The following is a 20,940-nucleotide window of genomic DNA, read 5'->3' as shown; positions in this document are numbered from 1 at the left end:
TTTATTTTAATTTGTCGTTGTTATGATGTCTATCGTGATCTCTTTTGGTTTTAATATCTAACTTTTTTTCAAAAGCATCTTGTAAATTTATTCCGGTTTGATTTGCCAAACACAAAACTACAAACATTACATCTGCTAACTCTTCACCTAAATCTTTACTTTTATCAGATTCTTTTTCGCTTTGCTCTCCATATCTTCTAGCTATAATTCGTGCGACTTCACCAACCTCTTCTGTTAACTGTGCCATATTTGTAAGTTCATTAAAATAACGAACTCCATGATTTTTAATCCAATCGTCTACTTGTTTTTGTGCGTTTTCTATATTCATTTCTACTTATAATTTTTAATGAATTATTTAATTTTTAATTTATTTCCATTTAATTCCGCAACCAACACTTGGTTTTTGGTTTTCTAAAACGGGCTTATTATCTAATAAATTATGTATTGCTGCTCTAATATCTTTACCCGTTAATGATTCGCCATTTCCTGGCCTAGAATCGTCTAATTGCCCATGATAAACTGCTTTTAAATCTTTATCAAAAACATAAAAATCTGGCGTACAAGCGGCATCATATGCCTTGGCTACTTCTTGTGTTTCATCAAATAAATAAGGAAATGGATATTTTAAATCCTCTGCAACTTCTTTCATAAACTTTGGTGCATCTTGCGGATAATTTATTATTTCGTTAGAACTAATCGCAATAAAACGAATTCCTTTTTCTTGAAATTCATTGGCCATTTTTATCAATTCTGGGTTTACATGAATTACAAACGGACAATGATTACAAATAAACATAACTACGGTACCAACAGATCCTTTTGCACTTGATAAGCTCACAAAAGAATTATCTACAGTATTGATTAAGTTAAAATCTGGCGCTATTTTTCCTATTAAAAACTCGTTAGATTCTGCTCTTGCCATTTTATAATTTTTTATGATTTTTTTTTATAAACATTTACTCTTCTTCTGCCAATGCTTTCGCACAGATAAAGCCACCTGTCCAAGCATTCTGAAAATTAAAACCTCCTGTTACTGCATCAATATTTAAAACTTCGCCTACAAAAAACAAATTTTTATGCTTTTTACTTTCAAAACGTTTAAAATTAATTTCTTTTAAATCGATTCCGCCAGCAGTTACAAATTCATCTTTAAACGTAGTTCTGCCATTTGCATTGTAAATACCATTTGTTAACTCTTTAGCCAACTTTTCTAATTGTGCGTTGCTTAAATCTGCCCAATTTTGAGTTTTAGATATCGATGCAAACAATACAAAACGTTCCCATAATCTTTTAGAAATCTCTGTAAAAGGAGATTTTAAAATAACTGTTTTTCTAGGTTCTTTCTTTTTTAAATTTAAAAGCACATTTAAAACTTTATCGGTTGGTCTAGACAACCAATTTACAGCAACATTGTATTGGTAATTTTTGTCCGCTAAAAGTCTTGCACCAAAAGCAGATAATTTTAAAACTGCAGGACCGCTTAAACCCCAATGCGTTATTAATAATGGGCCAGAAGCTTCTAATTTAGAATCTATAATGTTTACAGTTGCATTTGGTACAGAAGTTCCTAATAAATCGACCAATCTTTTATCGTTTATATTGAATGTAAACAAAGATGGAACTGGCTCTACCACTGCATGATCTAAGGTTTTGCATAAATCCCACACTTTTTTAGAACTTCCTGCTGCAATCACTAATTGATCTGCTGCAAAAACTTGTTCTTTAGTGTTTAGACTCCATTTGTTATTTTCTTTAGAAACTGAATTTACACCCGAATTTGTCAACACTTTAATTCCTAAGTTACTCACAGACTTTTGAAAACAATCTATAATTGCCTGACTTGTATTTGCTTCTGGAAAAACACGATTATCATTTTCAATTTTTAAAGGAACACCTCTATCATCAAACCACTCAAAGGTATCACCTGTCATAAACTGATGAAAAGGACCTAACAATTCTTTTTCTCCTCTCGGATAAAATTTAACAAGTTCTTTAGGTTCAAAACAAGCATGTGTAACATTACATCTTCCGCCACCAGAAATCTTAACTTTTTGTAAGACATCTTTTCCTTTTTCAAGAATAGTAATATCTAAATCAGGATTATTTTCTTTTGCATTTATTGCTGTAAAATATCCTGCTGCACCACCACCTATTATTACTATTTTTTTCATTTTATATTTGTTATAAATTCAAAAATCTATGTGATTAAACTTGAATTACGTATTTAATTAATCTAAATGATTCTATGACAAAATCATTTCTGAATATGAAAGAATTGTTTTGTAACCTTTGTTTTTAAAATAAGCAGGTGTTTTTTCGTTTCCTGTAACTAATACAAAATCTCCGCCCCAAGCTCCCAAACTTTTAATAGCACCAAAATAATCTGGAAATAATTTTTCTTTAACCGGTGTAAGTTTGATAATACTACTAATAATATTTTCGTGTTCTACTATTAAATTTTCGAAAGTTTGTAGATTTTTAGATTGAACAAACTCTTCAGAAATTTGAGAAATCCTTTTAATTTCTTTATCAAAATTTAAATTACTTTCTCTAAACTTTGCAATACCTTCTTTAGAATCTTGCTTCTGATTTAAATGCACAAAAAACAAATTTTCTTTAAATTTTGGATTGAATTCTATTTGCTCTACAACTGGTTTTTCTGCTTTAATTTTATAATAAATTGGCGTATTATTTTGAGCACAAGCAATATCATAACCACTCCCTTTAAAAGAATTCCATAGCAAATCAAAAGCATTTACATTTGCCCAACTTGCAATAGAATTAATTAAAGTAGACGATGTGCCTAAACCCCAATTTCTAGGAAAAGTAAGCATTGTTTTTACAACAAAACCGTGTTCGACTTCTAAAAAATTTTGATTTAATTTCTTTGCTTCTCTTAAAATATCTAATAATGTTTCAGCAATAATATCTCCGCCACCCTCTTTTTCTGAATTAAATGTGCAATTAACCAATCGCATTTTTTTCAAATCAAAAACTGCTTCAAACCAGCATTCTCCTTTATCTGTAAAACTTCCCCAAATTAATTGCGCTTCTTTTATTTGATCGACAATTAAATCTTGCCCAAACTTAGTAGGTAACGCTAAAGATTTTGCGCCATCTAAGACTAAATATTCACCTGTTAATAACAGTTTTCCGTTTGAGTAATAATTCATTAAACTAAATTAAATTGTTTAAAATGATGTGTAAAATGTTTTACATGAAACTTGCACCAATATTGGTAATCTAACTCTCCAAAAAATGGATGATTCTCTGTTGCATTTGTTTTAAAATGAGTTTCAAAACTCTCTATTTGCAATATCAAATCTTCAATAGAATCTTTTAAGGTAGAAAACTTTGCAGGAACTGGTTCTTCTGATAGCATCGAGGCTTTAAAACCAACTTGTAATTCGTTATCTGTGTCTAAAAAAGCTTTTCTTCTAGATGATTTTTCTTCTTCAACAAAAAAATCTGCATCTATTTTGCCGTTAGAAACCTTTAATAACAAAGCCAAATGTTCTACCATTTGTTGTCCATTCATTTTACCAAAAATGGCAGGAGTTTCTATTTCTAGACTGTTAAGTAAACCTCTTAAACTAGATTCATTTTTAAAATCTACCCAATTAATAGATTTTTTTTTTATTTCTTCGAATTTAGATACAACCGCAGCATGCGAAACTGTTTTTCCTTCGAAATGATTTGCAATAATCTCTTTTTCTTCTGCATTAGCACCTAATTGATTTAATATATTTTGTAAATGCATTTTCATGTGACCGTGCTGAATTCCTTTTGTTGTAAGTGCTCTTAAAGCAGCGAAATTCTGAGCCAAACCAGCAGTTGCTATAATCTGCATTAATTCTTTTGCAGACGGTTTTTGCAACATCTCTAAAGATAATTTTGCTAACGGATGTAGTGCCGTTAAACCACCAACCGTACCTAATGCTAAAGGTAAATCTATCCAAAATCTAAAAATTCCGTTGTCTATCGTACAATGAGATAAACTTGTATATTTTCCGTCTTTTGCAGCATACGCATGCACACCAGCTTCTACAGCTCTAAAATCGTTACCAGTAGCAATTACAACCGCATCAACTCCGTTCATAATTCCTTTATTATGCGTTACTGCTCTGTAAGGTTCTACTTCGGCAATTTTAACAGCTTGGTAAAATTTCTCTGCAAATTTCTGTGGATTTTCTACACCCAAATCTTCAATCTTACAACTTACCTCTGCTCTAACTAAACATTCTGGAACGTAATTAGATAAAATACTCATTACAATTTCAATTTCATCATTTCTAAACTTAGCCGCAATAGCTTCTAAACAAGAATTAATAAAATTAGCGCCCATCGAATCTTTGGTTTCGAAAGTAATATGTAATTGATAATAATTCTCTAACTGATCTGTTTTATCTATTAACTGTATGTCTAAAATTCCGCCACCACGTTTTTCCATATTTTTAGTTATGGATGCAGTTGCCGCATACAATTCGGTTTTATTTTTATTAAAATAAGAGATTAAATCTTCTTTATTGCCAGCAAACATAAAATGTACTTGCCCAATTTTTGTAGTACCTAAAACGGTTGTTTTAAATCCGCCTTTTGTACTCCAGAACTTAGCTACCAAAGAAGCTGCAGCTACAACAGAACTCTCTTCTGTTACCATTGGCACAACATAATCTTTATCGTTTATAAGAAAATTTGGCGCAACACCCATTGGCAAATAAAAGTTAGAAATGGTATTCTCTATAAAATCGTCGTGCAACTGTTGTAGTTGCGCATCAGAATTCCAATATTGTTTTATAATATCAACAACATTTAAATTATTATTAAAATAATTTTCTACAATCCAATTGATCTTTTCTTCTTTTGTTAATTTAGAAAAACCCTTTATTTTCTTACTCATTTTATATGCTATAAACTATCAGCAACAAATATAATTCAATCCGTTAAAACATTATACAATATTCAAGTTTTCTCAATTTTTAAAACATTTTTTGCGGATTTTTACGTAAACTTGACAAACTTTTATTAAAACGATGTCTATAATGAAAAAAATCTTCATTTTAGCAACTATATCTCTACTTGTTAGTTGCAAAGAAAAAACCACAACATCAACTAATTACACAACAGGAAACAAAGAAATCACTTTAGAAGAAATCTGGAATGGCACTTTTTCGGCTAAAAGAATGAATGCTTTAAATTCTATGAATGGTGATTTTTATTCTTTACTAAATACTGATGATGAAGGAAATACAACTGTAGATAAATACAGTTATAAAACTTTAGAAAAAGTAGAGACTATAGTAAATAGTGCTAGTTTAAAGGATTTAAAAAGTTTTGATTCTTATAATTTTAATGCAGAAGAATCTTCTGTTATTTTAGGCACAGATTTTAAAAAAATCTACAGACGTTCTTTTACAGGTACATTTTATTACTATAATATTAATTCTAAAAAATTAACTTTAATTGGTAAAGATATTCAAGAGCCTACTTTTTCTCCGGATAGTAAAAAAATTGCTTACGCAAAAAATAACAATATTTATATTTTAAATCTTACCAACGGAAATAAAGTAACGCAAGTAACCAAAGATGGTAAATTTAACAATGTAATTAACGGAATTACAGATTGGGTTTACGAAGAAGAATTTGGTTTTGTTAGAGCTTTCGAATGGAGTAACAACAGTAAATATTTAGCTTTTTTACGTTTTAATGAAAGTGATGTTCCTACTTTTTCCATGGACATGGTTGGTACAGCAAATTACCCAAATCAGCAAGTATTTAAATACCCAAAAGCAGGTGAAAAAAATGCAGAAGTAACTTTACACATGTATACTCTTTCTTCTAAAAATACCAAAAAAATTGCTTTAGGTAATTATGAATACATCCCAAGAATAAAATGGTCTAATGATGCAAATGTATTGGTTGCAACAACTTTAAACCGTCATCAAAACAATTTAAAACTACATAAAGTAAATGCATTAAGAAGCAGTTCTAGTTTGTTATTAGACGAAACTGATAAAGCGTATGTAGATATTACAGACAATCTTACTTTTTTAAATGATAACAGCTTTATTTGGACAAGTGAGAAAGACGGATTTAACCATATTTATCATTATGATTTCTCTGGAAAATTAATCAATCAGATTACAAAAGGAGATTGGGAAGTAACAAATTATTACGGTTATAACGCATCTAAAAAAACAATTTATTATCAATCTGTAGAAAATGGTTCTACCAATAGAGGCGTTTATTCTATAGATTTAAACGGAAAAAATAAAAAATTACTTAGTAATAAAGATGGCACAAATACTGCTTCATTTAGTAAAAACTTAAATTACTTTATCAATACTTTTTCTTCATCAGAAATTCCTCCAATTTATTCTTTATATACAGCAGAAGGAGAAATGCTAAAGGTTATCAAAGATAATTCAGAATTAAAAGAAGAATTATCTGAGTACAAAATGAGTCCGAAAGAATTTTCTACAATTTCTATTAATGGTAACGAATTAAATATGTGGATGATTAAGCCTGCAGATTTTGATGAAAATAAAAAATATCCTTTATTAATGTTTCAATATTCGGGTCCGGGGTCACAACAAGTTGCTAATAAATGGAATGCAAGTAACGACTATTGGCACAATATGTTGGCCCAAAAAGGGATGATTATTGTCTGCGTAGATGGTAGAGGAACAGGTTTTAAAGGAAGTGATTTTAAAAAATCTACGTATTTAAATTTAGTAAAATACGAAACGGAAGATCAAATTGCTGCAGCAAAAAAATTGGCAAAACGCTCTTATATCGACGAAAATAATATCGGTATTTGGGGTTGGTCTTTTGGCGGACATATGAGTACAAATTCACTTTTAAAAGGAAGTGATATCTTTACAACTGCAATTGCGGTTGCACCTGTAACTTCTTGGAGATTTTATGACACTGTTTATACAGAACGTTTTTTAAGAACACCACAAGAAAACCCTGCTGGTTATGATGATAATTCGCCTGTTAATTATCCAGAAAAATTAAAAGGAAATTATTTACTGGTTCATGGTACAGGAGACGATAATGTACATGTACAAAATAGTTACAGAATGATAAATTCTTTAATTGATGCCAATAAACAATTTGATATGTTTATTGTACCAGATAGAACACACGGCATTTACAAAGGAAAAAATACGCGTTTAAATTTATATACAAAAATGACAAATTTTGTAGAAACGCATTTAATTAATAAATCAAATTCAACAACAAAAATTAAAGGATAATTATGTTAGACAAAGGAGTTAGTACAGCTACTGAAGACCCACAAATGTTTGGTCACCCAAAAGGGTTATTTTACTTATTTTTTGCAGAATTATGGGAACGTTTTAGTTTCTACGGAATGAGAGCGTTACTTACGCTTTACATGGTAAACGAAATCTTTAAAGCAATCGCAGAGAGAGATGCAGCTACAGCAGTAGTTTATGCTTCTTACGGTTCTTTAGTATATGCATCAACAGTAATTGGTGGTCAAATTTCTGATAAAATATTAGGAATGCGAAGTTCTATTTTCTTAGGAGGAATTTTAATGGCCATTGGTCATTTTGTATTAGCTATAGAAAATGATATTGCATTTTTCTTAGCACTCGCGTTAATTGTTGTTGGTAATGGTTTTTTTAAACCAAACATTTCAACATTTGTAGGTGCTCTCTATAAAGATGGAGATGTACGTAAAGATTCTGGTTTTACCATTTTCTACATGGGAATTAACATTGGTGGTTTTGTTGCGCCTTTATTATGTGGTTGGTTAGCTGCAGAATATGGCTGGCATTATGGTTTTGGTTTAGCTGGTATAGGTATGATGGCAGGTTTAATTTTCTTTTGGAGTGGTATTAAAAAGAATGTTTTTGGAGACAAAGGTATGCCACCAAGTCAAGAAGTGTACGAAAAGAAAGTTGCAGGTATTCCTCAAAAAACTTTGATTCCAATAATAGCTGTTTTATTTGTGCCGGTGATTGCTTATTTACTTTCTTCTTGGCAAGCGAATTACGTTAGCGGAATCTTTAAATTTATTGGTTTTGCAGTTTTAGCATACTTAGGTTATATAATGTATAGTTTAGATACTGTTGCACGTAAAAAGTTATTTATGGCAGTTTTAATTACATTTTTTATGACATTATTCTGGGGTTTCCATGAATTATCTGGAAGTGTAATTACACTTTTTGCATCTAGAAATGTTGCCTTAGAAGGTATAATGAGTGCTAGTCAAACAAATGCATTAAACTCTATGTTTATTATCATTTTAGCAATTCCTATTTCTTTACTTTGGGGTTATTTATCTAAAAACAAATTAAACCCTAGAACGCCGTATAAATTTGGTTTAGGTTTATTATTAGCTGGTGCAAGTTTTTACATTTTATCTATAAGTGGTTTAAGTGCTAACGAAAATGGAATGGTTCCTTTTTATTATTTGTTTGCAATGTATTTTATAATTTCTGTAGGTGAGTTATTTATGTCTCCTGTAGGTTTATCAAAAATTACAGATTTATCACCAAAAAACATTGTTGCTTTTATGATGGGAGTTTGGTTTTTGTCTTCTGCATTTGCATTTCAAATTGTAGGTTTTATTTCTGAAGAATTAGCCATAGAAAATGTTCCTGGTCAAGTTATTAATCCATTAGATACTCTAAGTGTATATACTGATGGTTTCCATTTAATTGCACTTTATGCATTAGGAGCAGGAGCAGTAGTTTTATTGTTTTCTCCGTTAATGAAAAAATTAATGGGTAACGTACATTAATAAAAAAATACTTAAAAAAAAACCTCATAAATTATGTTTATGAGGTTTTTTTATACCTAAAAGTTTATTTGTAAGTTTGGTATTATAATTGCGAATAATAAATCATGAGAAAATTAATCTTCATTTTAACGTTAACATTAGTATCATTGTCTTTGCACTCGCAAGACAAAATTAAATGGTTGTCTTTTGAAGAAGCAATTGCATTAAATGCAAAAACACCTAAACCAATTTTAATTGACGTGTATACAGATTGGTGTGGTTTCTGTAAAAAAATGGATATTGAAACCTACTCTAACAAGACTATTATCAAAATAATTAATGATAATTTTTACGCAATTAAGTTAAACGGAGAAGAGAAAAAAGATATAACCTACAACGGTCATACATTTAAGTTTCAAAAAAGTGGCAGAAGAGGATTTCATCAACTACCAGCTACTATAATGAACGGAAAACTATCGTATCCATCAACCATATTTCTATCCGAAGATGAAGAATTACTTCAAAATATACCTGGTTATCAACAAAAAGAAATGTTTGAAAAAATATTAGTTTATTTTTCTGCGGATAAATACAAAACTACCAATTGGAAAGATTTCGATAAAGCCTTTAAAAGTAGCTTGTAATTTTAATCAGTTAAAATAAAAGCGCCTTTTTGACCTGTATAATGAAACGGAACGTTTAATTTTAAAGATACTTTTTCCCAAAACAACACGTCTTTTTTGTAATTTGAGCCATCAGCTATAACCAAACTTGGTTTTAGAATACTCAACATTCTTTCCAAATTTATTTTTGGCGAATCTTGTAAAATCACAATAGGGTTAATTATTTTCTCTAATTGATATACTCCTAAACTATCAATTATTAAAATATCTTTTCCTTTAAAATTTACATAGTTTTTAAAATCAACTTTATTAATCTTCTCTATTTTTGCTGAAAGCATAAAAGGTTTAACAGCTTTAATATCATCTACAGAAACAGAATCTATATTATGCTGAATATTTAGTTGTTTTCCAATTTTATTTCCAACAACAGAAAATCTACTCTTATGAAAAACCATAAAAGCGTTTTGTTCTTTTGCTTTATTGTGCTCTAAAAAATAAATACTTTGACACAATACTATTGATACTAAAAAGATTACCAAGCGTTTTGAATTCTTCTTCAATAAAAAGAAAACAGCCGAAAAAATGATAAAATACAAGATTAACATTATTTTAAATGAAATAGCAATTTCTTGCCATAAGAACTGCTCTTGACGAGAAATAAAGCGAACAAAACTATTCATTAAAGAAATTATTATTCCGTAAAAATCAGCTAAAAACTGTGGTAAAATATTTAAAACGGATAATATTATTACAACGATTCCTGCAACGAGAATAATCCCTAAAAAAGGAATGATTACTATATTGGAAAGCATAAACAAACCCGGAAATTGTTGAAAGTAATATATACTTAAGGGCAAAATACCTACTTGGGCTGCAATTGAAACGGTTAGCAATTGCCATATTTTTTTATCTAAATAATATTTTGGAACATATAAAGAATCTAGTTTTGGTTGAACCCAAATTATTCCGAATACAGCTAGATAGCTCAACTGAAAACCAACATCAAATAAAAACATTGGCTTTACAAGCAATAAGAATAACATTGAGGTAATTAAAGAGAATTCTATTAGTGTTTTCTTTTGAAATGACTGCCCAATTGCTACAAAAGAAAACATAGTAACCGCCCTAACCACAGAAGCAGATAAACCTGCTATAAATGCAAACATCCATAAGAAAACAATAATACCTATTGCTTTGATATATTTACCGTTTTTAAACCTGTCTATTGGTCTTAATATAAAAGTTAGAATTAATAGTAAAATACCAACATGTAAACCAGAAACTGCTAAAATATGTATTGCGCCTGCATTTTGATAATCTGTTAACAAACCTTTAGAAATATCTTGTCTTTGACCTAATAAAAGCGCCTTAATTACAGCCAACTCATCATTACTAAAACTTCTTTTTTCTAAAGACGTAATAATATTATTCCGAATTTTTTCTGCAAAACCAGCCACCGAAGTTTCTACTAAATTTGATATTTGGTATTGTTCTTTTTCTATAAATATTTGATGATAAATTCCTTGTTTTGCTAAATACGATTTATAATTAAATTGATACGGATTTAAAGGCGGAATTAACTCTTTAAAAATAGGTTTTACATACAACTGATCATCAATAGAAAACCTAAGATCTATAGTATCTTTTTGAACATTTAATAAAACCTCTCCTCTAGTTTTATGCTGATTTAAACCTATAATTTCAGCAATATATTTTTGATAATAGTTTCCTGGTTTTAAAACCTTTGTAATTTTTAAAAGAACTTGCGCTTCCTCTTTATTAAAATTACCGTAATGATTTTTATAATTTCGAGAATCGTTGAGAAACGTTACAGAAACACCTATAAAGAAATAGATTAAAAAAGAAGTTATTGTAGTTAACTGCTTTTTAATATTAAGAATGTTTAAAACAAGAAAAACACTAAATACAACAGATAATTTTAGAAAACCATATTGCCAAATTTCATAATAAAACTGCAAACAGATTCCTAAAATTAAAAACACCAAAAAGTGTAAAGGCACGTATTTAATTAACCTTTTCATAGCAACGTCAAGTTACTAAAAAAAACTATAAGATTCTGTTTGTTTTAACATAGGCGTTTTTCCAATATTTTTGAGATAAATCAGAAACAATTACACCTCTAGATGTAGTAGCATGAATAAATTTAATTTTACCATAAGAAACAGCTACAATAAGTCCAACATGATTGATACCTCTTCCTTTTTTTGAAGTTTTAAAAAATAGCAAATCTCCTTTTCTGGCATTTTTTAAGGCAATTTTTCTTCCTCTTTTTGCCATATCTCTAGAAATTCTAGGCAATTGTACATTTTCGTCTAAGTAAGAAACATAAACAATACCAGAGCAATCCATACCTTTGGCAGTTGTTCCGCCAAATCGATATTTAACCCCTTTGTATTTTAAAGCATTGGCAACAACTCTATCTACTTTAGAAATTGGCTTATTTACTGATTTCTTTGCTGAATTACTTACATTTTTAGTTGACGAACAAGACGTAATTACAAAAGATAATAACAGTAATACAACAACATACCAATTTCTCATCTTCAAATTTTTTATTTTAATGAATTTACAATTGCCGTAGCTACGTTTTTAGATGCTCCTTGGCCACCGAGTTTTTTTTCTAATTCAAAATAATTTAAAAACATTTGCTCTCTAGACGCTTCTTGTAAAATAAGATTTAGTTCCTTTTTTAAATTCTTCTTATTAAAGTTTTCTTGAATTAATTCTGTTACCACTTCTTTATCCATAATTAAATTTACCAAAGAAATAAATTTTAAAGTAATTATTCTTTTTGCTATTTGGTAAGAAATATAACCACCTTTATAACAAACAACTTGCGGAACTTTAAATAACGCTGTTTCTAAAGTTGCTGTACCAGATGCAACCAATGCTGCATAAGAATTACTTAACAAATCGTAGGTTTTGTTATTGATAAACGCTACTTCTCTATCTTGTATTATTTGCTGGTAAAACGAAAAATCTTGACTTGGCGCACCTGCAATTACAAATTGATATTCAGAAAAATCTGACACCAAAGACAACATTACAGAAAGCATTTTTGTAATTTCTTGTTTTCTACTACCAGGTAATAAAGCAATAATTTTTTTATCAGATAAATTGTGTTCTTTACGAAAATCACTTTCAGAAACCCGCTCTCTATTTGCAATTGCATCTATTAAAGGATGCCCAACAAACGTAACATCGTAATCGTATTTTTTGTAAAATTCTTTTTCGAACGGAAGTATAACAAATAATTGATCTACATCTCTTTTGATATCTTTAACTCTACTTGCTCTACTTGCCCAAACTTGCGGAGAAATATAATAATTAGTTTTAAAACCTTTTTCTTTTGCCCATTTAGCAACACGCAAATTAAAACCAGAATTGTCAATAAAAACAATTACATCCGGATTAAATTTTTCAATATCTTTTTTGCAATCTTTTATAAATCCTAAAACTTTAGAAAGGTTTTTTAGAACTTCAAAAAAACCCATAAAAGCTCTTTCTTTATAATGACTTACTAGAGTTCCGCCAACATTTTTCATTAAATCGCCTCCCCAAAAACGAATATCTGCAGCAGTATCTTTTTTCAACAGTTCTTTCATTAGGTTAGAACCGTGTAAATCTCCAGAAGCTTCACCAGCAATTATATAATATTTCATTTAGAAAAACTTTAATAATAATGTTGTTAACGCGATAAGAATTGTTGCTAATAAAACACCTTTTGCCTTATGATCTTGTTTCTTTTTTATAAAAACAAAGAAGACAAATAAATTAGGTATTGCGGCTAAAGACAAAACTTTACCATACAACTTTCCTTCTTCAATCATTTTTAAGGTATCATCAAAACTAAATTTAGAAAAGTATTCTAAATACAAAAAAACACCACCAAAAGTGGCAAATAGTGCCACTAAAAATCCTATTAAAATATCTTTTTTTACAGTTCCCAAGAATTTAGTTTTTGAATCATATGATGCGCTGTCATATCAAATTGAACAGGAACTACAGAAACATATCCATTTTCTAACGCATAAACATCTGTGTCTTGCCCTTTATCTTTATTAACAAATTGCCCAGAAAGCCAATAGTATTCTTTACCAAAAGGACTTTTACGCTTGTCGAAATCTTCTTTCCAATAACCACTAGCCTGTCTACAAACTTTTACTCCTTTTATTTCATCCTTTTTTAAATCAGGAATATTTACATTTAAAACCACACCTTCTGGTATTCCGTTTAAAAGTGCATTTAAAGTAATATTTTTTACAAATTCTTCTGATGGTTTAAAATCTGCATGCCATTTAAAATCCAACAAAGAAAAACCTATTGCCGGCACACCTTCTATTCCTGCTTCTATCGCTGCACTCATTGTACCAGAGTAAATTACATTTATAGAAGAGTTTGCGCCATGATTTATCCCAGAAACACACAAATCTGGTTTTCTATTTAAAATTTCGCTAATTGCCATTTTTACACAATCTGCAGGCGTACCAGAACAAGTATATTCTAATTGTGGTCCTTCATCTATAGTAATTGGGTTACAAGTTAAAACATTATCAACAGTAATTGCATGTCCCATTCCGCTTTGCGGGCTATCTGGCGCAACCACAACTACATCACCAATTTTATTCATTATTTTTATCAATGCTCTAATACCAGGAGCAGTAATTCCGTCATCATTTGTAACTAAAATTAAAGGCTTTTCTTGCATAATTGTAAAATTTAAATACAAATGTAATTTATTTATAGGAGTTTCTTTTTAACAATTTGTAAAGAATCTAAGCGTTTACATTTGGTTAAATTTGTAACTAATAAATTTTAGTGCTAAAAGTAAAAATTAACATTAGCGTTAGTAACTTTAAATATTTGGCATTATTTTAGTAGTTTAGTAGCAGCACAACAGTAATTATACAAAACATCACACGACAGAAGGTTTATGAAGAAAGCATTTAGAATTAAAATATCGTTTCTAGCATTTTTAATGCTATTTAGTAGCTTACAAGCAAATACTAAGTTTAGTGAACCAGACCCAGAAAAAGATAAAATCTTAGTATATGTTTTAAAAAACATTTTAACAAGAGGTCATTTTGTTGTAAAAGACATGAATGACAATTTTTCTGAGCAAGTATTTAATAGTTTTATTGATGGTTTAGACCCAAATAAAAGATACTTTACTCAAAAAGACATTAAAAAATTCTCGAAATATAAATATGAAATTGACAATCAATTGTTAAAAGACGATGTTTCTTTTTACAACCTTGTTTACAGTAATTTTTTAGATAAGATTAAAAATGCTGAGTCTTATTACGCAGAATTACTAGAAAGTCCTTTCAACTTTAAAAAAGACGAAATTATAGATATCGATTATGATAACGTGCCTTTTGCTAAAAATGAAAACGAATTAATTGATTATTGGAGAAAACAATTAAAACTAAACGTTTTAAGTAGAATACAAGACAAATTAGATAAGCAAGAATCTCAAATAAAGAAAGATAAGAATTTTAAGAAAAAATCTTTTAAAACTTTAGAAAAAGAAGCAAGAGCAGAAGTTTCTAAAAACATGGATGAACTTTATTTAAGAATTGAAGAATTAGAACACGAAGACTGGTTTTCTACTTTTTTAAATAGTGTTGTGGGTGCATTCGATCCGCATACAACATACATGGCGCCAAGAATTAAAGAGCGTTTTGACCAAGATATGTCTGGTAAATTAGAAGGAATTGGTGCTAGATTACTAAAAAAAGGAATTTATACTGAAATTTTTGAATTAGTATCAGGTGGACCTGCTTGGAAACAAGGAGACTTAGAAGCGGGCGACATCATTTTAGAAGTTGCACAAGGTGATAAAGAACCGGTAGATATTGTTGGTATGCGATTAGACGATGCGATCAAATTTATAAAAGGTCCAAAAGGAACAGAAGTAAGGTTAACGGTAAAAAAGAAACTCGATGGTTCTACGAAAGTAATTTCGATTATTAGAGATGTTGTAGAATTAGAGGAAACATTTGTAAAATCTACAATTGTAGAAAAAGATGGAAAAAAATATGGTTTAATAGATTTACCTAGATTTTATATTGATTTTTCTGATGCAAATGCAAGAAACTCTGCAAAAGACATGGAAAAAGAAATTGAGCGTTTAAAAGGCGAAAATGTTTCTGGTTTGTTAATTGATTTAAGAAATAATGGTGGTGGATCTTTAAAAACAGCGATAGAAATTGCTGGTTTGTTTATAGAACAAGGACCTGTTGTACAAGTAAAATATAGAGGACAAGACCCAATCGTTAAAAATGATGTTGATCCTAAAATGCAGTGGGATGGTTCTGTGGTTGTTTTGGTAAACGAACTTTCTGCTTCTGCATCAGAAATTTTTGCAGCAGCAATGCAAGATTATGGTAGAGCTGTAATTATTGGCGGAAACCAAACCTATGGTAAAGGAACCGTACAAAGTGTAATTCCTATCAATAATTTTTATCCGAAGTACGAAAAAGACTTAGGAGCTATTAAAATGACAATTCAGAAATTTTATAGAGTTAACGGTGGTTCTACTCAAATAGAAGGTGTTTATTCTGATATTGCAATGCCAGATAGATATAGTTACATGAAATTTGGTGAAAGAGATTTAGACGGCGCACTTGTTTGGGATAAAGTACCACAAGCAAAGTATACAAAAACAAATACTTACGAAAACTTTGCAGACGTTGTAAATAATAGTAAAAATAGAATTGCTTCTGATGCTAATTTTAAATTGATAAACGATTATGCAAAGTGGCTAAAAGAAAAGCAAGACGACACAACCTATTCTTTAAATTTAAAGCAATTTTCTAGAGAAAGTAAAGTAGTAGAAAATGCTTCTAAAAAATATGCAAACGTTTTTAAATACGAATCTAATCTTAGCTTTACATCACCTAAATACGAATTACCTTTAATTAAAAAAGATAGTGTTTTAGCTAATAAAAGAAAAGCATGGCATAAAAACTTATCAAAAGATATATATGTTTCTGAGGCTTTAAATGTTTTAAAAGATTTAAAAGTTAAAACTTCTTCAGAAATTGTAAAAAACTAAACATCAATAATTAACCTTAAATACCTGATAAATTAAGTTTATCAGGTATTTTTATATTATAAACATATGAGCTTTAAAGTAACTTTTAACACAAAGTGGTCTGACTTTGACCCAAATAGACACATGAGACATACAGCATATAACGATTATGCTGCAGAAGTTAGAGTACGCTATTTTGCGAAATACAATTTTTCTATTGAAGAGTTTACAAAGCATAATTTAGGTCCGATATTATTTACAGAAGAAACCTCTTTTAGAAAAGAAATTCATTTAGGAGAAAACATTACAGTAAACCTTAAATTACAAGGTTTGTCTGAAAACAACGAACGTTGGAAAATAGTACACGAAGTTTTTAATGAGCAAGGTAAATTATCTGCGATTATAAAAGTATACGGCGCTTGGATAGATTTAACAAAGAGAAAACTTAGAACTCCGCCAGAAGAAACAAAAGAAATGTTCGAGCACGCAGAAAGAGCAGAAGATTTTGAAGTAATTTCTTTAACTAGATAATTCTTAAAACAAAAAAAAGCTGAAGTAAATTACTTCAGCTTTTTTTGTTTGTACAGGCGGAGAGACTCGAACTCTCACACCTCGCGGCACTAGATCCTAAGTCTAGCGTGTCTACCAATTCCACCACGCCTGCAACTTTTCCCCTTATTTCGGGATGCAAATATAAACAATAGTTCCAAACTACAAACTTGTTCATAATAATTTTTCTATTTTTGAGTAAGAAATTAAAAAAAACTTCATGAATACAATTCAAACATACATACAAGACAACAAAAAAAGATTTTTAGACGAATTAATTAGTTTACTAAAAATTCCTTCGATAAGTGCAGACACCGCCTATAAAAAAGACGTTTTAAACACTGCCGATTTTGTTTTAGAAAGCTTAAAAAAAGCAGGATGCGACAAAGTAGAACTTTGTGAAACACCAGGATATCCTATTATTTATGGTGAAAAAATTATAGACAAAAATTTACCAACTGTTTTAGTTTATGGACATTATGATGTTCAGCCAGCAGATCCTATCGAATTATGGACCTCACCTCCTTTTGAACCCGTGATAAAAAACACAGAAATTCATCCAGAAGGAGCCATTTTTGCAAGAGGTGCTTGTGATGATAAAGGCCAAATGTATATGCATGTTAAAGCATTAGAGTATATGACATCAACAGGAAACTTGCCTTGTAACGTTAAGTTTATGATTGAAGGAGAAGAAGAAGTTGGTTCGGAAAGTTTAGCTTGGTTTGTACCTAGAAACAAAGAAAAATTAGCAAACGATGTTATTTTAATTTCTGATACCGGAATGATTGCAAACGATATTCCTTCAATCACAACAGGTTTACGTGGTTTAAGTTATGTAGAAGTAGAAGTTACAGGTCCAAATAGAGATTTACATTCTGGTTTATATGGTGGCGCAGTAGCAAATCCTATTAATATTTTAACCAAAATGATTGCTTCTTTACATGATGAAAACAATCATATTACAGTTCCTGGATTTTATGATAAAGTAGAAGATTTATCAGAAGCAGAAAGAGCAGAAATGGCTAAAGCTCCGTTTTCTTTAGAGAATTATAAAAAAGCTTTAGATATAAATGATGTGTATGGAGAAAACGGATATTCTACAAACGAAAGAAATTCTATTAGACCAACTTTAGATGTAAACGGAATTTGGGGTGGTTACACCGGTGAAGGTGCAAAAACGGTAATTGCTAGTAAAGCATATGCAAAGATCTCGATGCGTTTGGTCCCAAATCAAGATTGGAGAGAAATTACCGAGTTATTTAAAACTCATTTCGAAAGTATTGCTCCTAAATCTGTAAAAGTAGTTGTAAAACCTCATCATGGTGGGCAAGGTTATGTTACACCAATTGATAATATTGCTTATAAAGCAGCAAGTAAAGCTTACGAAGCTACATTTAATAAAACTCCAATACCGCAAAGAAGTGGTGGTAGTATACCAATTGTAGCTTTATTTGAGCAAGAACTAAAAAGCAAAACTATTTTAATGGGCTTCGGTTTAAACTCAGATGCAATACATTCTCCAGATGAACATTTTGGTGTTTGGAATTATTTAAAAGGAATCGAAACAATACCTTATTTCTATAAATATTTTACAGAATTATCTAACTAACATAATTAAACTCAATATGAAATCTACCTTAACCAAATTTTTAGTTTGTAGTATTTTTACTGCATTACTATTTAATTGTTCTAAAACTGAAGAACAAAAACAATTTACTATTGCAGAGTACGAAGCTGCAGCAAAACATATGGACAGAAGTTTGTACCGTCTTGTGTACAACCAAGTTTCTAACGTTTCTTTTGCAAATGGTAATAAGTTAATTTACTCAACAAATACTGAAGATGGTAAACGATATGTTTTAACAGATGCAACTTCTAAAACGAAAGCAACTGCTTTCGATCATGAAAACCTAGCTTCTTTATTATCAGAAGAATTAGATAAAGAAGTTAAAGCAACTGCTTTACCAATTTATAATGTAACTATTTCAGAAGATTTAGAAAATATAAATTTCTCGACTTCTAATAAAAAATTTAGCTATAATATAAATGAAAAATCTTTGACTGAAAAACCAGGAAACACCAAAAAATATAGCAGAAATGAGCATGTATCTCCAAACGGGAAATTAGTTGCTTACATAGACAATTATAACCTTTGGATTAGAGATTTAGAAACCAATAAAAAAACGCAAGTTACTTTTGATGGTGAAAAAGATTATGGTTACGCCACAAACAACGCAGGTTGGATTAAAAGTGATGGCGCTGTTTTAAAATGGTCTCCTAACTCAGATAAAATTGCAACTTTTCAGCAAGACGCAAGAGGCGTTGGTATGATGTATTTAACGTCTACAAATGTTGGGCACCCAAGATTAGAAGCATGGAAACATCCGTTACCTGGCGACGAAAAAATCTTTACGATAGAACGTGTAATCATCCATTTAAATAACAAACCCAAAACGGTTCGCCTAAAAATGGGTAAAGATTTTCAAAGAGGAACAACTACAGACCATATTGCCGGTAGAAATAACGAATTGTTAGATGCCCAATGGAACAAAGAAGGTACAAAATTTGCTTTTGTTTCTAGTTCTAGAGATCACAAAATTGCACATTTACAAATTGCAGATGCAAATACAGGTAAAGTAACTTCTATACATAAAGAAGAAGTAGATACTTATTACGAATCTGGTGTAAACGCAGAAAACTGGAAAGTTTTATTTGATTCAAATGAGTTTATTTGGTATTCAGAAAAAACAAATTGGGGCCATATTTACTTATATGATTTAAAAACTAAAAAGCTAAAAAATCAAATTACAACAGGAAACTGGTTGGTGAAACAAGTTAAAAATATCGACGAAAAAAATAGAGTTATTTACTTTTCTGCAGGAGGTAAAGAAGAAGGCAATCCTTATCATAACTACTACTACAAGATTAATTTTGACGGATCTAATATGGTGAACCTTACTCCTTCTAAAGGAACTCATAATGTAAGCTTTAATAACAATTATAGTTTATTTGTAGACACTTATTCTACAACAACCTCTGCTCCTATTTCTGTTTTGAGAGATAATTCCGGAGAAAAAATAATGGATTTAGAAACTGCTGATATTTCTAAATTAAAAGAAAGAAACTGGCAGGCACCTGTAGAATTTTCTGTAAAAGCTAGAGACGAGAACACAGATATTTACGGTATAATGTGTTTACCTAGCCATTACGACGAATCTAAGAAATATCCGGTATTAAACTACATTTATCCTGGCCCGCAATCTGGTTCTGTTGGTAATTACGGTTTTAGACCTGTCTGGAGAGATTTTCAGGCAGTTGCAGAACTAGGTTTTGTTGTTGTAGCTGTAGATGCAATGGGTACACCAATGCGTTCTAAATCTTTTCATGATGCATATTATGGTAACATGGGCGACAATGGTTTACCAGATAATATTACTGCAATAAAACAATTGGCAAAAAAATATAAAGGAATGGATACTGAAAGAGTTGGAATTTGGGGACATTCTGGTGGTGGTTTTGCCTCTACAAGAGCAGTTTTTGCTTACCCAGAATTTTATGACGTTGCAGTTTCTGGAGCTGGAAATCATGATAACAGAAATTACGAGGCAGATTGGGGCGAAAAATGGCAAGGTCTTTTACAAAAAGGGAATATTGAAGGTAAAGCAGACGGAACAACAAATTACGATAATCAGGCAAATCAATTAATTGCAAAAGACTTAAAAGGTAAATTACTAATTACCCATGGTTCTATGGATAATAATGTACCACCATCTAACACAATGTTAGTTGTAGAAGCTTTAATAAATGCAAACAAAGATTTCGATATGATTTTATACCCGAATAAAAGACATGGTTATGGCAACATGACAAACTACATGACAAGAAAACGATGGGATTATTTTGTAACTCATTTATTAGATGCCAAACCAGCAAAAGGTTTTAAAATTAAATAA

17 protein-coding genes, 1 tRNA gene and 1 pseudogene are annotated in these 20,940 nt (G+C 30.2%); 7 read left to right on the top strand and 12 right to left on the bottom strand.

The window, feature by feature from the left end; all coding sequences use genetic code 11:
- Position 1: 1 nt before the first annotated feature.
- The 6 genes and pseudogenes from WG950_RS12360 to WG950_RS12340 form a co-directional block, all read right to left on the bottom strand.
- On the bottom strand, positions 2–328 hold the full coding sequence (locus tag WG950_RS12360) for a nucleotide pyrophosphohydrolase (protein ID WP_340932747.1): 327 nt from the start codon (positions 326–328) through the stop codon (positions 2–4).
- A 39-nt stretch (positions 329–367) separates the two neighbouring features.
- Entirely contained in the window at positions 368–922 is a 555-nt protein-coding gene (locus tag WG950_RS12355; protein ID WP_340932745.1) for a thioredoxin family protein, read from the bottom strand.
- Positions 923–956: 34 nt separating this feature from the next.
- Positions 957–2,171, bottom strand: coding sequence for an NAD(P)/FAD-dependent oxidoreductase (locus tag WG950_RS12350; RefSeq protein ID WP_340932744.1), 1,215 nt, complete (start codon positions 2,169–2,171; stop codon positions 957–959).
- Between the two features lie 72 nt (positions 2,172–2,243).
- The gene (locus WG950_RS12345; RefSeq protein ID WP_340932743.1) at positions 2,244–3,173 is read right to left on the bottom strand and encodes a GYDIA family GHMP kinase; all 930 of its coding nucleotides are present in this window, start codon (positions 3,171–3,173) and stop codon (positions 2,244–2,246) included.
- On the bottom strand, positions 3,173–3,382 hold the full coding sequence (locus WG950_RS14150; RefSeq protein WP_377501037.1) for a DUF1569 domain-containing protein: 210 nt from the start codon (positions 3,380–3,382) through the stop codon (positions 3,173–3,175). The genes WG950_RS12345 and WG950_RS14150 overlap by 1 nt, the downstream gene beginning before the upstream one ends.
- A 246-nt stretch (positions 3,383–3,628) precedes the next feature.
- Positions 3,629–4,900: pseudogene (locus WG950_RS12340) on the bottom strand (hydroxymethylglutaryl-CoA reductase, degradative); the annotation flags it as partial.
- A 142-nt stretch (positions 4,901–5,042) separates the two neighbouring features.
- On the opposite strand from WG950_RS12340, the gene WG950_RS12335 reads away from it, so the two are divergent.
- The 3 genes from WG950_RS12335 to WG950_RS12325 all read left to right on the top strand — a co-directional run bounded on the left by WG950_RS12335 (position 5,043) and on the right by WG950_RS12325 (position 9,399).
- Positions 5,043–7,262 (top strand): S9 family peptidase, encoded by a 2,220-nt coding sequence (locus tag WG950_RS12335; protein WP_340932740.1) that lies wholly within the window; start codon positions 5,043–5,045, stop codon positions 7,260–7,262.
- A 2-nt stretch (positions 7,263–7,264) separates the two neighbouring features.
- On the top strand, positions 7,265–8,776 hold the full coding sequence (locus WG950_RS12330; protein WP_340932739.1) for an oligopeptide:H+ symporter: 1,512 nt from the start codon (positions 7,265–7,267) through the stop codon (positions 8,774–8,776).
- Between the two features lie 104 nt (positions 8,777–8,880).
- On the top strand, positions 8,881–9,399 hold the full coding sequence (locus WG950_RS12325) for a thioredoxin family protein (RefSeq protein ID WP_340932738.1): 519 nt from the start codon (positions 8,881–8,883) through the stop codon (positions 9,397–9,399).
- A 2-nt stretch (positions 9,400–9,401) separates the two neighbouring features.
- Here WG950_RS12325 and WG950_RS12320 read toward each other — a convergent pair whose 3' ends face one another.
- Genes WG950_RS12320 through surE form a run of 5 tightly spaced genes read right to left on the bottom strand, consistent with a single transcriptional unit; the run spans position 9,402 to position 14,107 of the window.
- Positions 9,402–11,420 carry a ComEC/Rec2 family competence protein gene (locus WG950_RS12320; RefSeq protein ID WP_340932736.1) on the bottom strand — a complete coding sequence of 673 codons (2,019 nt, stop codon included), beginning with the start codon at positions 11,418–11,420 and terminating at the stop codon, positions 9,402–9,404.
- Positions 11,421–11,445: 25 nt separating this feature from the next.
- Complete coding sequence (locus WG950_RS12315) at positions 11,446–11,940, bottom strand: C40 family peptidase (protein ID WP_340932734.1); 495 nt, start codon at positions 11,938–11,940, stop codon at positions 11,446–11,448.
- A gap of 11 nt (positions 11,941–11,951) precedes the next feature.
- Positions 11,952–13,061 (bottom strand): lipid-A-disaccharide synthase, encoded by a 1,110-nt coding sequence (gene lpxB / locus WG950_RS12310; RefSeq protein ID WP_340932733.1) that lies wholly within the window; start codon positions 13,059–13,061, stop codon positions 11,952–11,954.
- Positions 13,062–13,349, bottom strand: coding sequence for a hypothetical protein (locus WG950_RS12305; RefSeq protein ID WP_079737186.1), 288 nt, complete (start codon positions 13,347–13,349; stop codon positions 13,062–13,064). It abuts the gene before it with no gap.
- On the bottom strand, positions 13,337–14,107 hold the full coding sequence (gene surE / locus WG950_RS12300) for a 5'/3'-nucleotidase SurE (RefSeq protein WP_340932732.1): 771 nt from the start codon (positions 14,105–14,107) through the stop codon (positions 13,337–13,339). The genes WG950_RS12305 and surE overlap by 13 nt, the downstream gene beginning before the upstream one ends.
- A 225-nt stretch (positions 14,108–14,332) precedes the next feature.
- Between surE and WG950_RS12295 the strand changes: the two genes are divergently transcribed.
- On the top strand, positions 14,333–16,459 hold the full coding sequence (locus WG950_RS12295; protein WP_340932731.1) for a carboxy terminal-processing peptidase: 2,127 nt from the start codon (positions 14,333–14,335) through the stop codon (positions 16,457–16,459).
- A gap of 66 nt (positions 16,460–16,525) precedes the next feature.
- Entirely contained in the window at positions 16,526–16,969 is a 444-nt protein-coding gene (locus tag WG950_RS12290) for an acyl-CoA thioesterase (protein WP_340932730.1), read from the top strand.
- A 51-nt stretch (positions 16,970–17,020) separates the two neighbouring features.
- Here the strand turns inward: WG950_RS12290 and WG950_RS12285 are convergent.
- A tRNA-Leu gene (locus tag WG950_RS12285) sits at positions 17,021–17,102 on the bottom strand.
- 105 nt (positions 17,103–17,207) lie between these two features.
- On the opposite strand from WG950_RS12285, the gene WG950_RS12280 reads away from it, so the two are divergent.
- Positions 17,208–18,596, top strand: a complete 1,389-nt coding sequence (locus tag WG950_RS12280; RefSeq protein ID WP_340932729.1) for a dipeptidase — start codon at positions 17,208–17,210, stop codon at positions 18,594–18,596.
- A 16-nt stretch (positions 18,597–18,612) separates the two neighbouring features.
- Positions 18,613–20,940: a S9 family peptidase gene (locus tag WG950_RS12275; protein WP_340932728.1), complete on the top strand. Its 2,328-nt coding sequence runs from the start codon at positions 18,613–18,615 to the stop codon at positions 20,938–20,940.

It is taken from the genome of Polaribacter marinaquae (assembly GCF_038019025.1).
GTDB lineage: Bacteria > Bacteroidota > Bacteroidia > Flavobacteriales > Flavobacteriaceae > Polaribacter > Polaribacter marinaquae.
The sequence above is the reverse complement of the archived record's forward strand: the minus strand, read 5'-3'. Positions and strand labels throughout refer to the sequence as shown.

Bases quoted from the DNA above. Each gene is read 5' to 3' on its own strand.
- WG950_RS12360 (WP_340932747.1), bottom strand. From the start codon at position 328: ATGAATATAGAAAACGCACAAAAACAAGTAGACGATTGGATTAAAAAT.
- WG950_RS12355 (WP_340932745.1), bottom strand. From the start codon at position 922: ATGGCAAGAGCAGAATCTAACGAGTTTTTAATAGGAAAAATAGCGCCA.
- WG950_RS12350 (WP_340932744.1), bottom strand. From the start codon at position 2,171: ATGAAAAAAATAGTAATAATAGGTGGTGGTGCAGCAGGATATTTTACA.
- WG950_RS12345 (WP_340932743.1), bottom strand. From the start codon at position 3,173: ATGAATTATTACTCAAACGGAAAACTGTTATTAACAGGTGAATATTTA.
- WG950_RS14150 (WP_377501037.1), bottom strand. From the start codon at position 3,382: ATGCTATCAGAAGAACCAGTTCCTGCAAAGTTTTCTACCTTAAAAGAT.
- WG950_RS12335 (WP_340932740.1), top strand. From the start codon at position 5,043: ATGAAAAAAATCTTCATTTTAGCAACTATATCTCTACTTGTTAGTTGC.
- WG950_RS12330 (WP_340932739.1), top strand. From the start codon at position 7,265: ATGTTAGACAAAGGAGTTAGTACAGCTACTGAAGACCCACAAATGTTT.
- WG950_RS12325 (WP_340932738.1), top strand. From the start codon at position 8,881: ATGAGAAAATTAATCTTCATTTTAACGTTAACATTAGTATCATTGTCT.
- WG950_RS12320 (WP_340932736.1), bottom strand. From the start codon at position 11,420: ATGAAAAGGTTAATTAAATACGTGCCTTTACACTTTTTGGTGTTTTTA.
- WG950_RS12315 (WP_340932734.1), bottom strand. From the start codon at position 11,940: ATGAGAAATTGGTATGTTGTTGTATTACTGTTATTATCTTTTGTAATT.
- lpxB (WP_340932733.1), bottom strand. From the start codon at position 13,061: ATGAAATATTATATAATTGCTGGTGAAGCTTCTGGAGATTTACACGGT.
- surE (WP_340932732.1), bottom strand. From the start codon at position 14,107: ATGCAAGAAAAGCCTTTAATTTTAGTTACAAATGATGACGGAATTACT.
- WG950_RS12295 (WP_340932731.1), top strand. From the start codon at position 14,333: ATGAAGAAAGCATTTAGAATTAAAATATCGTTTCTAGCATTTTTAATG.
- WG950_RS12290 (WP_340932730.1), top strand. From the start codon at position 16,526: ATGAGCTTTAAAGTAACTTTTAACACAAAGTGGTCTGACTTTGACCCA.
- WG950_RS12280 (WP_340932729.1), top strand. From the start codon at position 17,208: ATGAATACAATTCAAACATACATACAAGACAACAAAAAAAGATTTTTA.
- WG950_RS12275 (WP_340932728.1), top strand. From the start codon at position 18,613: ATGAAATCTACCTTAACCAAATTTTTAGTTTGTAGTATTTTTACTGCA.